This is a genomic window from Pedobacter miscanthi (assembly GCF_032678605.1).
Classification (GTDB): domain Bacteria; phylum Bacteroidota; class Bacteroidia; order Sphingobacteriales; family Sphingobacteriaceae; genus Pedobacter; species Pedobacter miscanthi_A.
In genome coordinates, this window is record NZ_JAVTSU010000018.1 from 102065 (window position 1) to 117583 (window position 15519).

Genomic DNA, 15519 nt, shown 5'->3' on the forward strand with positions numbered 1-15519 from the left:
GCCAAGACGTAGGAAGGTTGGCCAATAACAGTAAACATTAGGTTGCAGATGCTTCGTGCCTCAGCATGACAATATTAATAATTAATGCCAAAAACTAACCACATATTAAAAGCCATGCGACTGAAAATTTTACCAATTTCGGTAATTGCTCTTTTAGTGACTAACTTTTCTTTTGCGCAAAAGACAAAGCCTGTTGAGCCACCAAAACCAATCTTTAAAGGAAAAGATGGCAAAATGGCTTATACTCCCGATGCAGAAGGCAACCGGATTCCTGATTTTTCTTATGCGGGTTATATGGCGGGAGAAAAAGCTATACCAAATGCTCCTGTAAAAGTGCTCGTTCCTGTTTCAAAAGGAGATGCTACCTTACGGATTCAATCAGCTATTAATTACGTAGCTAAATTACCGATCGGTAAAGATGGTTTACGAGGAGCAGTTTTATTAGAAAAAGGAACTTACGAAGTAGCCGGAACATTGCGATTATCAGCACCTGGCGTAGTGCTTCGTGGAAGCGGTATGGGTGAAAATGGAACAAAAATTTTCGCTACTGGTTTAGATCGCATTGGGGTAATCAGAATTTTAGGACAAAAGAATAAGGTTGAAGAGGAGGCAATCGCCATTACAGATACTTATGTACCTGTTAATGCAATTAAAATTACTTTAGCCAATACCAGCAGATTAAAAGTTGGTGATGAGATTATAATCCACCGCCCATCAACCAAAGAATGGATCGAAACCCTGAAAACAGTAGATTTTGGCGGAGGTGAAAGCGCTTTGGGTTGGAAACCAGGAACAAGAGATATTCATTGGGATAGAAAAATTATAGCTATAAACGGCAATACATTAACTTTCGACGCCCCAATTACAACAGCTTTAGATACCAAGTTTGGTGGTGCAACCATTTCAAAATATAATTGGGCAGGCAGAATTACGCAATCTGGTGTTGAAAATCTAAAAATCGAGTCCGATTATCATAAAGAAAATAGTAAAGACGAATACCACCGCTGGACAGCTATTTGTTTAGAAAATGTACAAGATGCATGGGTGCGTCAGGTGGTTTTTGAGCATTTTGCAGGCTCTGCCGTTAATGTGCTCGAAACCGCTAAAAGAATTACTGTAGAAGACTGCAAATCACTAACGCCAATTTCTGAAATTGGTGGGGAGCGCCGTTTTACATTTTTAACCACTGGTCAGCAAACACTCTTTCAAAGATTATACTCTGAATATGGTTACCACGATTTTGCAGTAGGCTTTTGTGCCCCAGGGCCAAATGTTTTTCTGCAGTGTCAGTCTTATTTACCTTTCAGTTTTAGTGGGGCGATTGATAGCTGGGCATCAGGTGTATTATTCGATATCGTAAACATCGACGGACAGGCCTTAAGTTATTTAAACCGTGGACAAGACGGACAAGGAGCTGGCTGGAGTGCAGCCAACAGTGTATTCTGGCAATGCAGTGCAGCAAGAGTTGATAATTTTCAACCACCAACAGCTCAAAATTGGGCCTTCGGAACATGGTCGCAATTTGCCGGAAATGGTTATTGGGATATGTCGAACGAACAGATTCAACCGCGAAGCTTATATTATGCGCAGTTAAAAGATAGGTTAGGCAACGAAGCCGATAAACGGAATTTCGTTCTTCCGGTAGAAACAGAAGCTTCGAGCAGTCCACCTGTTGATGTGGCACTAAAACTGACTAAGCTAGCATATAAACCTGCATTAACGGTTTCAGAATACATTGATTCAGCAACGGATAGAGATAAAATTCCAATAGATGCTGGTACTGCAAAAAGTATTGATAAAATTGGCTTAGATAAGGTTGTTCAACCTGCACTTGCTGATGCAATGGCGATCAAAAATGGCTGGCTCGTTCGTGGCAATAAAATTGTAGTGGGTAATCGTCAGGATGTACCCTGGTGGAATGGAAGCGCTCGTCCGCATGGATTAAAAAACACCAAGTTCCATATTACACGTTTCGTACCTGGCCGTTCGGGAAATGGCTTAACAGATGATTTGGATTCGATTACAGATGCGATGAAAAATGGCGCTGTTAAAGTGCTAGATCACAATTATGGCCTTTGGTACGATAGAAGAAGAGATGATCATGAGCGTATCCGCCGTATGGATGGCGATGTTTGGGCACCTTTCTACGAATTGCCTTTTGCCCGTAGCGGACAGGATAAAGCCTGGGATGGTTTGAGCAAATACGACATCACCAAATACAATCTTTGGTACTGGGATAGGTTAAAGCAATTCGCTAATCTGGCTGACCAAAAAGGCTTGGTTTTAATCCACGAAAATTACTTTCAGCACAATATCATAGAGGCTGGTGCACACTATGCCGATTTTCCTTGGCGTACCGCAAACAATATTAACAACACGGGTTTCCCTGAGCCGGTGCCATATGCTGGCGACAAACGCATTTTTATGGCCGAGCAGTTTTACGATATCAGCAATGAACATCGTAAAGCTATCCATAAGGCTTACATTAGAAAATGTCTGGAGAATTTCAACGGAAATACAGGCGTAATTCAGTTAATCGGTGCAGAGTTTACCGGTCCATTACATTTTGTGCAATTCTGGATTGATACCATTCACGAATGGGAAAAAGAAACAGGTAAACATCCGATTATTGGTTTAAGTGTAACCAAAGACGTTCAGGATGCCATTTTAGCTGATCCTGAACGTGCAAGTGTGATTAATCTAATCGACATCAGGTATTGGCACTACCAGGCAGATGGAACGGCCTATGCGCCACAAGGCGGCTTAAGTTTAGCACCTCGTCAGCATGCCCGTTTGTTAAAGCCGAAGAAAACTTCTTTCGAAGAAGTTTACCATGCCGTTTCCGAATATAAAAACAAGTTTCCTGACAAAGCAGTGATGTACTCAGGCGATAGCTTTGATAGTTTCGGATGGGCTATTTTAATGGCTGGAGGTTCTTTATCAAATGTTAACGAAATAGATCAATCGGTTTTAAGTGCGGCATCTTCAATGAAACCTTTTCTTCCCGCAGGTAAAACAATCAAACAATATGGCTTGGGAAATGCAGGCAAAGCTTACATTTTATACAATGCTTCAGCAGATGCAATTGATCTTGATTTAACTAAGATTTCGGGGAAATTCAATGTAAAAGTGCTGAATCCTAGAACAGGGAAATTGCTTAAGGAAGAAAAAATTAACGCGGGTGCAATTGTAAAATTGAATAAAGTAGCATCAGGCGACGAGGTAATTATCATCAATAAAATTTGATAAAAAGCATGTGGGGACATAATACATTAAGTAAAAGGATAAATCAGAAAAAATGTCATCCTGAGCGTAGTCGAAGGACAATATTTTATGATTTATCGAGTAGAAGGGGTCTTCGACTACGCTCAGACTGACAACCAAGAGTTTTTTATTGGTGGGCGTCTGCACCCACCACATTTATAAATATATTAAACTAAACATGAACATTAAATCTAAAATATTTCTGCTTGCTTTGCTTTCTTACCTTGCTTTTGGCTGTAAGAAAAAGCCTCATTTTGGCGACAAAAGTCTCTTGGTTTCAGAAAACGGACGGTATTTAACCACTGGTGATGGTAAACCATTCTTTTGGCTTGGCGATACGGGTTGGCTGTTGTTCGGCCGTTTAACCCGCGAAGAGGCAAACACCTATCTCGAAGACCGTAAACAAAAAGGTTTTAATGTTATTCAGGTAATGTTATTGCATGATGTGCCATCGAGAAATGTGTACATGGATTCTTCAGTGGTTCATGCTGATGTTTCAAAACCAATGCTTACACCTGACAACAACCCCAAAGATTCTTTGGCCTACGATTATTGGGATCACGTAGATTATATCGTAGATCGGGCCGCTGAAAAAGGGCTTTATATGGCTTTAGTACCAGTTTGGGGCACCAATGTTAAAAATGGAAAAGTTAAAAAAGATCAGGCAAAAGCTTATTCCGAATTTTTGGCTAAACGTTATAAAGAAAAATGGAATATCATCTGGTTAAATGGTGGCGATATCAAGGGCAGTGAAGGTAAAGAAGTTTGGAACACCATCGGCGAAACCTTAAGAACAAACGATCCGAATCATTTAATTACATTCCATCCAAGAGGCCGTACGGCTTCTTCGCAATGGTTTCAACAAGCTAAATGGTGCGATTTCGACATGGTTCAGTCGGGTCACCGCCGTTACGATCAGGACACTTCTAAAAATGAGAAATTACATTATGGAGAAGACAATTGGAAATATATCGAAGCTGATTATAAATTAAAACCAACTAAACCTACTATTGATGGCGAGCCTTCGTACGAAGATATTCCACAAGGTTTACACGATACTACACAACCACGCTGGACAGATAGCGATGTGAGAAGATATGGTTATTGGTCGGTTTTTGCGGGTGCGTTTGGTTATACCTATGGCCATAATTCGGTAATGCAGATGTACAAAAAGACAGATTTAAAACCTGCTTATGGCCCGAAAGATGAATGGGCAACTGCGATAAACGCACCTGGCGCAAAACAGATGCAATACCTGAAAGATTTAATGCTTTCACATTCTTATTTCGATCGTATACCTGATCAAAGCCTGGTTGCTGGTAAAAACGGAGAAAAGTATGAACGAATTCTTGCTACAAGAGGCGAAGAATTTGCGATGTTATACACTTATACTGGTAAAAATTTCAGTGTACAAATGGGCAAAATTGATGGTGATGAAGTAAAAGCCTCGTGGTTCGATCCAAGAACAGGAAAAATTACCCCAATTGGAGAATTTGAAAATAAAGGAGTTAAAGAGTTTAACCCACCCGGCGAACCTGCAAATGGCAACGATTGGGTATTGGTGTTGGAAGAGATATAGCAGAAGCGATTAGCGAAAGGCGTATGGCGTTGAGCCTGCACAAGATCGTCATTGCGCGAAGGAACGACGAAGCAATCTCAATAGAAAGATCGTCATTTCGACTGGAGTGCAACGGAATGGAGAAATCTATTGCGAGAGTTAAAAAGATGTCATCCTGAGCGTAGTCGAAGGACAATCTTTTTAACAAATTACAGAAAAGGTCTTCGACTACGCTCAGACTGACAATTGCAAAAAAGAAATAATTAAAGAAAACAGTGTTTAAACCCAATTCCATATCATCAGTTCGTTTAGCCATTATTGGCCTCGTTTTGTGCGGATTAACATCTTGCTCAAAGCAAGCCTATTTATTTACGTCTTTCCATGAGCCAGCAAACGAAGGTTTGAGGCTTTTGTACAGTTATGATGCTTACCACTGGACAGATTTAAATAAAACCTTCTTGAAGCCTGCTGTTGGCACACAAAAAGTGTTACGCGATCCATCTATTGTTCAAGGACCAGATGGCACTTTTCATTTAGTTTGGACCTGCAGCTGGAAAGGCGATAAGGGTTTTGGTTGTGCCAGTTCAAAGGATCTGATTAATTGGAGCGAACAAAAATTCCTGCCCGTAATGGAAAGCGAGCCAAAAACAGTTAACGTTTGGGCACCTGAAATCTTTTACGATAATGAGAAAAAGGAATATGTAATTATCTGGGCTTCAACTATACCGTTCCGCTTTGCTAAAGGAATAGAAGAAGAGGAGAATAACCACCGGATGTATAGCATTACAACCAAAGATTTTGAGACCTTCTCGAAGCCTAAACTATTTATCGATCCTGGATTTAGCGTAATTGATGCAGTTATCGTAAAACGGGCCACCAAAGATTATGTGTTGGTGTTGAAAGACAATACACGCCCGAACAGAAATTTAAAAGTAGCTTTTGCTAAAGATGCTTTGGGGCCTTACGAAAATGTTTCTGAAACTTTTAGTCCGAAATTAACGGAGGGACCAACTGTTGTAAAAGTAAAAAATGATTGGCTGATCTATTTCGATGCCTACGGACAAAAGATTTATTCAGCCTACAAAACAGCCGATTTTAAGACTTTTAAGGATGTAACTGCCGAAGTTTCTATTCCTGAGGGGCATAAACACGGAACAATTATAAAAGTGAAAAGGAAATTGATTGAGAATTTATTGAAATAATAAATGAGTCGTCATTGCGAACTGAAGCAAGGGAACGTGCGAGAGCGTGAAGCAATCTATTTAACAAAAAAGATTGCTTCGTTCCGATGAAAAACCGGAAACTCGCAATGACAGAATGAACTAAAAAACATGAAAATATTTAAAATACTTTGTTTAAGCCTAACACTAACACTTGCGGCAATAACCTCGCAAGCGCAGGATACGGTGCGTTATACAGGTAAAACCTTAGTAAATGCCGATTACCATCACGGCCAGCTTTCGCCGGTGATGGGTGTGCATAGTATCCAAACTTTCCGTGCCAACAGGGAACACCCTGAACTGGCCGAAAACTTCGGTTGGACATACAACCATGCACCGATGTTGGCCTATTGGAACAATAAATTTTACATCGAATACCTGAGCGATAAGGTTGGCGAAAGTATCCCGCCAGGGCAAACATTATTACAGTCCTCAAAAGATGGGTATACCTGGACTAAGCCAGATGTTGTTTTTCCGATTTACAGAATTCCTGATGGCACCACAAAAGAGGGCAGAGCCGATGTTGCCAAAGATTTAGATGCTGTGATGCATCAACGCATGGGATTTTATGTTTCCACTAAGAATGTGTTCCTGGTTTTGGGTTTTTACGCGATTAGTTTTGATGCTAAAGACGACCCGAACGATGGCCATGGAATTGGCAGGGCAGTAAGAGAAATTCAGTCAGATGGAAAATACGGCCCGATTTATTTCATCCATTACAATCCAGGTTACTCGGAGAAAAATACCAAATATCCATTGTATACAAGAAGTAAAAGTAAAGCTTTTATTGAGGCGTGTAATGAGTTATTAGCTAACAAATTAATGACGCAACAATGGAATGAAGAAGCAGACAGAAAAGATCCATTAATTACTTTACAGAAACAATATAAAGCCTTCAGCTACTATCATTTGCCTGATGGAAGAGTGGTTGGGTTATGGAAAAACGCCTTAACAGCAATCAGCAATGATAACGGTAAAAGTTGGCCTGAAAACGCTTCACGTGCACCAGGTTTTGTAAACAGCAATGCCAAAATATGGGGACAAAAAACTTCTGATGGTAATTACGCAACAGTTTATAATCCATCTGAATACCGCTGGCCTTTAGCCATTTCAACAAGCAAAAACGGACTCGATTATACCAATCTTTTACTTGTGCATGGTGAAATTACGCCAATGCGTTACGGGGGCAATTACAAATCTTACGGGCCACAATATGTGCGTGGAATTATTGAGGGTAATGGCAAACCTGCCGATGGAAAATTATGGGTAACCTACAGCATGAACAAAGAAGATATTTGGGTTTCTTCTGTTCCCGTACCCGTTAACGATAAAGCAACACAGCATGTAAATGATGATTTTGGTAAAATGCCAACTGATAAGGCACTCGACATGTGGAATATCTATAGTCCGCTTTGGGCACCTGTTAAGGTAGAAGGTGGCGCCTTAGTATTGAAAGACAAAGACCTTTTCGATTATGCCAAAGCCGAAAGATTATTCCCTGCATCTAAAAAAATAGTCACCTCGTTTTCGGTTACGCCGAAACAAGATGATTTCGGTTTGTTGGAAATTGAACTGCAGGATGCAAAAGGAATGGCAACTGTGAGGTTAACCTTTGATACCGCAGGAACATTAAGCGCAAAAGCGGGTGCACGATATAAAAACTTGATGCAATATGAGGCAGGTAAAAGTTACGACATCAAACTAAAATTAGATGCGTTTACTCGATTTTACACCATTACTGTAAATGGAAAAGATGTATTAACCAGTTTAGCTTTTCAACCTGTTGCTGATGTTTCCAGAATTGTTTTCCGCACCGGCGATATTCGCCGTTTTCCTGATGTAGATACACCTGCAGATCAAACTTACGATTTGAAAAATGCAGGGGAATCAGAGAAAAAAGAGGCTGTTTATTCGATTAAGTATTTAAAAACGGAGGGGGTTTAGGATGGTTGAATTTTCGAGATATATCGTCATTGCGAGCTTTCGATTTTTCATCGAAGCGAGGCAATCTTTTCAAAATGCTAGAAAGATTGCTTCGTCGTTCCTCCTCGCAATGACGACCACCTTACCGTCATTGCGAGGAACGAAGCAATCTCTCTTGCTATTATTCCTCCTTATATGCTCATTGTCATCCAATGCAAAAATCCTATTGCCTCAGATCTTATCGAGCAATATGGTTTTGCAACGTGATAAACCGATCAATATTTGGGGCTTTGCCTCACCTGGAGAAAAAGTAGCTGTAACGTTTGCAGGTCAGAGAAAAGAATCCGTTACCGATAAAGAAGGAAAATGGTTAGTGGTTTTAGCGCCATTAAAAACATCTTCGAAATCTCAAACAATGACTATCAGTGGCTCAAATAAAATTGAACTCACCAATATTTTGGTAGGAGAGGTTTGGGTATGCTCAGGTCAATCGAACATGGAATACCAAATGCGTAAACTCGCGAAAATCCCTAAACCTAAAAATGAAAAATTGGGCTTTCCTGCTGATGAAGTAGCTAAAGCCAAAAACGATCAGATCAGAATTTTCCTGGTTAACCGCAAACAACTTTCCAAGCCAGATTCTATTCATAAAAGCTGGGCAGTTGCACAAGATTCGGCCTTAAAAGCCTTTTCTGCAGTTGGATATTTTTTCGCGAAAGAAATTCAGGAGAAACTAGGTATTCCGGTTGGAATGATCTCTTCTTCCGTTTCAGGGAGTGCCATTGAACCCTGGGTTGCTCCAGAGGCTTTGGTTCAGGAAGAATATTTTAAAAACCAGAAGGTGGGTAACGATCCTGGTAAGTTCTATACCCCAATGATTGAACCTTTGTCGAAATTTAAAATTAGAGGCTTTTTATGGTATCAAGGGGAAACAAACTGCTTCCTGAATGAAACAATTAGCTATTCTTATAAATTGAAATCGTTAATTAATTTATGGAGAAAAGCTTGGGGAGAACAGGATTTACCTTTCTATTATGTTCAAATTGCACCTTTCGATTATAGCAAGCAAAAAAGCGATAAAGTTGTGCTTACGGCTGATACAGAACCTAACTTTTGGGAAGCACAAGAACAAGTTTTGCGCATGTCAAACACAGGAATGATTTCAACTTCAGATTTGAATGATAATGGTGGAGATTTGCATCCAACTTATAAATGGGAGGTGGGCAGAAGATTGGCACTTTTAGCGCTAGGCAAAACATATGAGCAAAAAATAGGCTTTTCTGGACCTTTTTATAAATCTGTTTCTTTTAAAAAGAATGAAGCTTTGCTTGATTTTGATTACCTGAAATCGGCTAATTCATCTTCAATAACTGGTTTTACAATCGCAGGAAATGATGGGAAATTTGTGAATGCTGATGCTACCATAAAGGATGGAATGGTTATCGTTTCTTCAAGCGAAATTGCAGCGCCTATAGCTGTACGTTACAACTGGTCGGAAAACCCATCAGGTAATTTTTATAGCAATGGTTTACCTGCTTTGCCTTTCCGTACCGATAATCCCTTAAATAAAATTTTTAAAACCAATTAATGAAACGCAGATTTATACTTTTCTTGTGTTTAATCACCATGTTCTGCTCACTAAGAGCACAGCAAACAGAGAAATTATACCTATCGGGAACTGGAAACGACAATACCGTTAACTGGGATTTCTTCTGTACAGATGGAGCAAATTCGGGCAAGTGGACCACCATCCCCGTGCCTTCAAACTGGGAATTGCAAGGTTTTGGAAAATATAACTACGGTTTCAACAAAGAGGAGAACAAAGGCAAAGAACAAGGACTTTATAAGTATAAATTTAAGGTTCCTACAGATTGGAAAAACCGAAAAATCAATATCGTTTTCGAGGGATCGATGACGGATACCGAAGTTAAAATTAACCGCAAATCTGCCGGAGAAACGCATCAAGGTTCATTTTATGTTTTCAGGTACGACATCACTAAACTGGTTAAACTCGGCGGCGATAATTTGCTTGAAGTAAAGGTATCTAAACACTCTGCCAATCAATCCGTTAATGAGGCTGAACGCAAAGCGGATTTCTGGATTTTTGGTGGTATTTTCAGACCTGTTTACCTCGAATCGCTACCACAAACGCATATCGATCGAATTCAGATTGATGCTAAAGCTGATGGCAATTTAAATGCTCAATTAAGTTATACTGGTGATGCAGATAAGATTGAAGTGGAACTTTTAGGGAAAGATGGAAAAAGATTCGGTGATCGGTTTACGACTTCAATAAAAAAAGGAAATAAAAACATACAGCTCAATCATCAGTTTTCTAACCCAGCATTGTGGTCGTCAGAGTTTCCAAACTTATATACCGCGACTTTTAGCTTGATTAAAAACGGGAAAGAGATTCATCAGGTTTCTAAAAAGATTGGTTTCAGAACGATTGAGGTAAAAGAACGCGATGGTGTCTATGTAAATGGGGTGAAAATGAAGTTCAAAGGAGTAAACCGACATTCATTTTACCCAACATCGGGTAGAACAACCAGTAAAAAAATCAGTATTGCTGATGTTTTGCTAATGAAAGAGATGAATATGAATGCTGTTCGGATGTCGCACTATCCACCAGACGGACATTTCTTAGATGTTTGCGATTCGTTGGGTTTATTTGTAATGGATGAACTGGCTGGCTGGCACGGTACTTATGATACGCCGACCGGAACAAAACTGATGAAAGAAATGATGCTGAATGATGAAAATCATCCATCCATTATATTTTGGGCCAATGGAAATGAGGGTGGACATAACCGCGAACTTGATCATCTTTTTGCTGAAGAAGATATACAAAAACGTCCTTTAATTCATCCCTGGGAAGTTTTTAATGGGTTCGAAACCACGCACTATCGCGAATTTAACTACGGAATTGGTAATTATGATCACGGACACAACATTCTGATGCCTACCGAATTTCTGCATGGCATGTGGGATGGCGGTCATGGTGCAGGCATTGAAGATTATTGGAATGCTATGTGGAACAATCCACTTTCGGCTGGTGGTTTCCTTTGGGACTTTGCCGACCAGGCTGTGGTTCGTACGGATAAAAATGGCGAATTGGACACCGATGGAAATCATGGCCCTGATGGAATTGTTGGACCTTACCACGAAAAAGAAGGTAGCTTCTTTACGATTAAAGAAGTTTGGAGCCCTGTTTTTGTAGAGAAAATAGAAATGACAGCAGGTTTTGATGGTTCGTTTACGCTAGAAAATCGTTATGCTTTTACCAACCTCAATCAATGCACCTTCAACTGGCAATTGAAGAAACTAAAAATAGGAACGGATGCAGAATTCAAATCAGGTAAAGCAGATGCGCCAAATGTTAAACCTTTCGAAAAAGGGAAATTACAGATCAATCTTCCAACTGATTGGAGAAGCTTTGATGCACTTTATCTTACTGCTAATGCACCAGATGGTAAAGAATTGTTCACCTGGAGTTTCCCGATTGCACTACCTGCAGCTGATGCAGAGAAAACTGTTATAAAAACAGGCGCTTCGAAAGTAGGTTTAAAAGAAGACACAAAAGTTTATCAGGTTTCTGCCAATGGCATTGATTTAACTTTCGATAAAATATCAGGTTTGTTGCTACAGGCAAAGAATACCAACGGTATAATTCCATTTTCGAACGGTCCGATTTTGCAAGAGGGTGTAAATAACTTTAAAGGTTTTACTCAAAAAATGGATGGTGAAAATTTAGTGATTTCATCCAAATTTGATAAAAAAGAAAATTGGAATACTTTACAATGGACAATTTATCCTTCAGGTTGGCTAAAAATGGAAGTGAAGTATTTTCCATCAGATTACTTTACCACTTTCGTTGGGTTGAACTTTTCTTATCCTGAATCAGAAATTAAAGCAGTTGAATATAAAGGCAACGGACCATACCGCGTTTGGAAAAACAGAATGAAAGGCACAACTTTTGGTATTTGGAAAAAGGATTACAACAATTCGGCAACTGGTGAAGCACCTTGGCAATACCCAGAATTTAAAGGCTATTATTCCAATATGTATTGGTGCGACTTTATAGGTAAACAGCAATCGTTCAAAGTGGTTACAGATAGGGAAGATATATTTCTAAGATTGTTTACACCAAAAAAATCGAAAGACACAGAATATGATAACATGAGTCCGACATTTCCGAATGGTGATATTTCATTTATGAACGCAATTTCAGCAATTGGCACAAAAACACAAAAGCCAGAAACAACCGGCCCTATGGGAATGAAGAATATTTATTACGATTTTGATAAATCTCCAAGTAGAGCATTGAATATGACCTTGTATTTTGATTTTTCTACTAAATGATGTTACCACAAAGACACGAAGGCACAAAGAAGGAAAAGAAAAAGTTTTGTCGCTCTGAGGGGTTTGTCATTCTGAGCGTAGTGAAGAATCTCTAAACGATAAAAACAATGCGTTAATAAATCACTGCCAAAACTAGAGAGTGGGCAGGCAAAGGCAGTATATAAAAACCAACAGATGCTTCGTGCCTCAGCATGACAGCAATGAAATGGTAAATTGAAAAAATAAAGAATAAAATTAGTAATCAGTGTAATCCAACAATCGGTGTAATCATATACGAAGTATAATCAACTGCGAAGCATAATGAACATTAAAATCTACATAGCGATCATCAGTATTTGGTTCCTATCCTTTTCAAAAGTGATAGCGCAAGTCTCGTTGCAAAACACCACCTGCGAAATGCTCGAAAATCCGCTGGGAATTGATGTTTTAAAACCTCGCTTCGCCTGGCATATTATTTCCAATGAACATAATGTAATGCAAACGGCTTATCAAATTATAGTTTCATCATCATTAGAAAAACTAAAAGCGAATGACGGAGATTTATGGGATTCAGGAAAGGTTGGCAAACAAGAATCTATTCACGTAAACTACAATGGTAAGTCACTAAAAAGCCGAATGAAAGCCTATTGGAAGGTTAAAGTATGGACGGGTGCAGGCGAAAGTGCATGGTCTGCCACCAACTATTTCTCAATGGGCTTAATTTATTACAAAGATTGGCCAAAAGGCTGGATTGGTTTCGACAGGGCCTTTCCATGGGATAACATTAAAACTGATTCACGTTTATCAGCAAGATATTTCAGAAAGGAGTTTCAGAGCTCCAAAGAAATCAAGTCTGCTACGGCATCTATTGTGGGCTTGGGCTTGTATGAATTGTTTATCAACGGCAAAAAAGTTGGAAATGATGTTTTATCTCCGTCACCTACAGATTACACCAAAAACGTAAAGTATAATACTTACGATGTAACCAGTTACATCCAGAACGGTAAAAATGCCGTAGGTACGATACTCGGAAATGGCCGTTTCTTTGCAATGCGCCAAAATGAAAAACCTTATAAGATTAAAACATTTGGTTTTCCGAAAATGCTGATGAACATCAACATCGTTTACACCGACGGAACAACAGCAAATATTGATACTGATGATAGCTGGAAAGGCACAACCGATGGGCCAATCAGAACCAATAACGAATATGATGGCGAAGAATACGATGCTACAAAAGAAGCTTCAGGCTGGAATAAGGTAGGTTTTGACGATAGTATGTGGGCAAAAGCAGAGTTTGTGCAAGAACCAATGGGGACAATTGAGGCCCAGATGAATGAAAATATGAAGGTGATGAATACAATAAAACCTGTTTCAATCACTAAACTTTCTGGTGGCCGGTATATTTTGGATATGGGTCAGAATATGGTGGGTTGGTTGCAAATTAAGATAAAAGGTTTGAAGGGCAAACAAATCAAAATGCGTTTTGCCGAATCGTTACAAGATAATGGCGAACTCTTTACAGCTAACCTTCGCAATGCAAAATGTACCGATTTATACACGTTAAAAGGAGGCGAATTAGAAACATGGGAACCTACTTTTGCTTACCGCGGATTTAGATACATAGAACTTTCAGGCTATACCTACCAACCATCATTGAATGATTTTCTTGGGAAAATGGTTTACGATAACATCAAAACGATCGGAACGTTCGAAACTTCGGATGCTTTGACTAATCAGATTTTCAAAAATGCCTGGTGGGGAATTGCCGGGAGTTACAAAGGGATTCCGGTTGATTGCCCGCAACGCAACGAGCGCATGCCCTGGTTAGGCGATAGGGGCGCTGTGGCTTACGGAGAAAGTTTTCTTTTTGATAACGGACGCTTCTATGCCAAATGGTTACAGGATATCAGAAACTCACAAAAGGAAGATGGCGCCATTCCCGATGTTGCACCAGCTTTCTGGAGGTATTATAGCGATAACATGACCTGGCCGGGAGCGATGCTTCTGGTTACGGAAATGCTTTACAAACAAACTGGCGATATTTCTGCTGTTCGCGATAACTATCCGGCAATGAAAAAATGGCTTGCTTACATGCAAGACCGCTACATGAAAGATTATATTTTAACCAAAGATAGTTATGGCGATTGGTGTATGCCACCCATTACCATCGAATTTGGTCGTGGTAAAAGTGCGGATAAAAAATATCCTTCTGAATTAATTTCGACAGCTTATTACTATCATTTCACGCAGTTGATGATACAATTCGCTAAGGTAAGCGGCAACGATAAAGATGCAAAAGCATACGATCTTTTGGGGAATAAAATCAAGGAAGCTTTCAATCAGAAATATTATAACGATAAAGGTTATTATGCCTCTAATGCCCTAACAGATAACATTATTCCGCTTTATTTCGGAATGGTTCCACTGCATAAAGTAGATCAGGTATTCAAAAATATCACCTATACGGTGGGAGTTACGAATAAGGGTCATTTAAGTAATGGCTTAGTAGGTATCCAGTGGTTAATGCGCTGTTTAAACGATTATGGCCGACCAGATTTAGCTTATACCGTTGCCACACAGAAAACTTATCCAAGTTGGGGTTATATGGTCGATAATGGTGCAACTACCATTTGGGAATTATGGAACGGTAATACGGCCGATCCAAAAATGAACTCACAGAACCACGTCATGATGCTTGGCGATCTATTGATCTGGTATTATGAGAATCTGGCCGGTATAAAATCAGAAAGTGCAGCTTTTAAAAAGATCATCATGAAACCCGAAATGATTAATGGATTAAATTCGGTAAATGCCAATTACAACTCGGTTTATGGGGTAATTAAAAGCAGCTATGCTAAAACGGTGAACCAGTTTAATTGGAATATAACCATTCCACCAAATACAACGGCATGGGTTTACTTACCTGCGAATAATAAAAATGAGGTTTCAGAAAAAATTAAGTCAATAAAGGATTTAAAATTTATAAAAATGGAGAATAACAGGGCAGTTTATGAGCTGGGTTCTGGTGATTATTCTTTTGTGGTAGAGAAATAAACGGTCTGTGAGGACGCAGACAATGGAGTGTCATCGTCATTATAAGGCACGAAGCAATCTTACAACTGTAGCTAGAGCATTAGAGTTACTTCGTGCCTCGCAATGACGGAAACTAAAAATGAAATTGAATATGACCAATATAAAATTAAAGATGGC

7 protein-coding genes are annotated in these 15519 nt (G+C 39.5%); all 7 read left to right on the forward strand.

The features are described from left to right. Positions 1-84: 84 nt before the first annotated feature. The gene (locus R2R28_RS23050; protein ID WP_316828009.1) at positions 85-3246 is read left to right on the forward strand and encodes a DUF6298 domain-containing protein; all 3162 of its coding nucleotides are present in this window, start codon (positions 85-87) and stop codon (positions 3244-3246) included. Positions 3247-3442: 196 nt separating this feature from the next. Then, on the forward strand, positions 3443-4843 hold the full coding sequence (locus tag R2R28_RS23055; RefSeq protein ID WP_316828010.1) for a glycoside hydrolase family 140 protein: 1401 nt from the start codon (positions 3443-3445) through the stop codon (positions 4841-4843). A 254-nt stretch (positions 4844-5097) separates the two neighbouring features. Then, complete coding sequence (locus R2R28_RS23060; protein ID WP_316828011.1) at positions 5098-6024, forward strand: glycoside hydrolase family 43 protein; 927 nt, start codon at positions 5098-5100, stop codon at positions 6022-6024. A gap of 129 nt (positions 6025-6153) precedes the next feature. Further along, positions 6154-7986, forward strand: coding sequence for a six-hairpin glycosidase (locus tag R2R28_RS23065; RefSeq protein ID WP_316828012.1), 1833 nt, complete (start codon positions 6154-6156; stop codon positions 7984-7986). 205 nt (positions 7987-8191) lie between these two features. After that, on the forward strand, positions 8192-9553 hold the full coding sequence (locus R2R28_RS23070) for a sialate O-acetylesterase (protein WP_316828013.1): 1362 nt from the start codon (positions 8192-8194) through the stop codon (positions 9551-9553). Continuing rightward, positions 9553-12327 carry a glycoside hydrolase family 2 protein gene (locus R2R28_RS23075; protein ID WP_316828014.1) on the forward strand — a complete coding sequence of 925 codons (2775 nt, stop codon included), beginning with the start codon at positions 9553-9555 and terminating at the stop codon, positions 12325-12327. Before R2R28_RS23070 ends, R2R28_RS23075 begins: the two co-directional genes overlap by 1 nt. Before the next feature lie 300 nt (positions 12328-12627). Further along, positions 12628-15363, forward strand: coding sequence for an alpha-L-rhamnosidase (locus tag R2R28_RS23080; protein ID WP_316828015.1), 2736 nt, complete (start codon positions 12628-12630; stop codon positions 15361-15363). Positions 15364-15519: the final 156 nt, after the last annotated feature.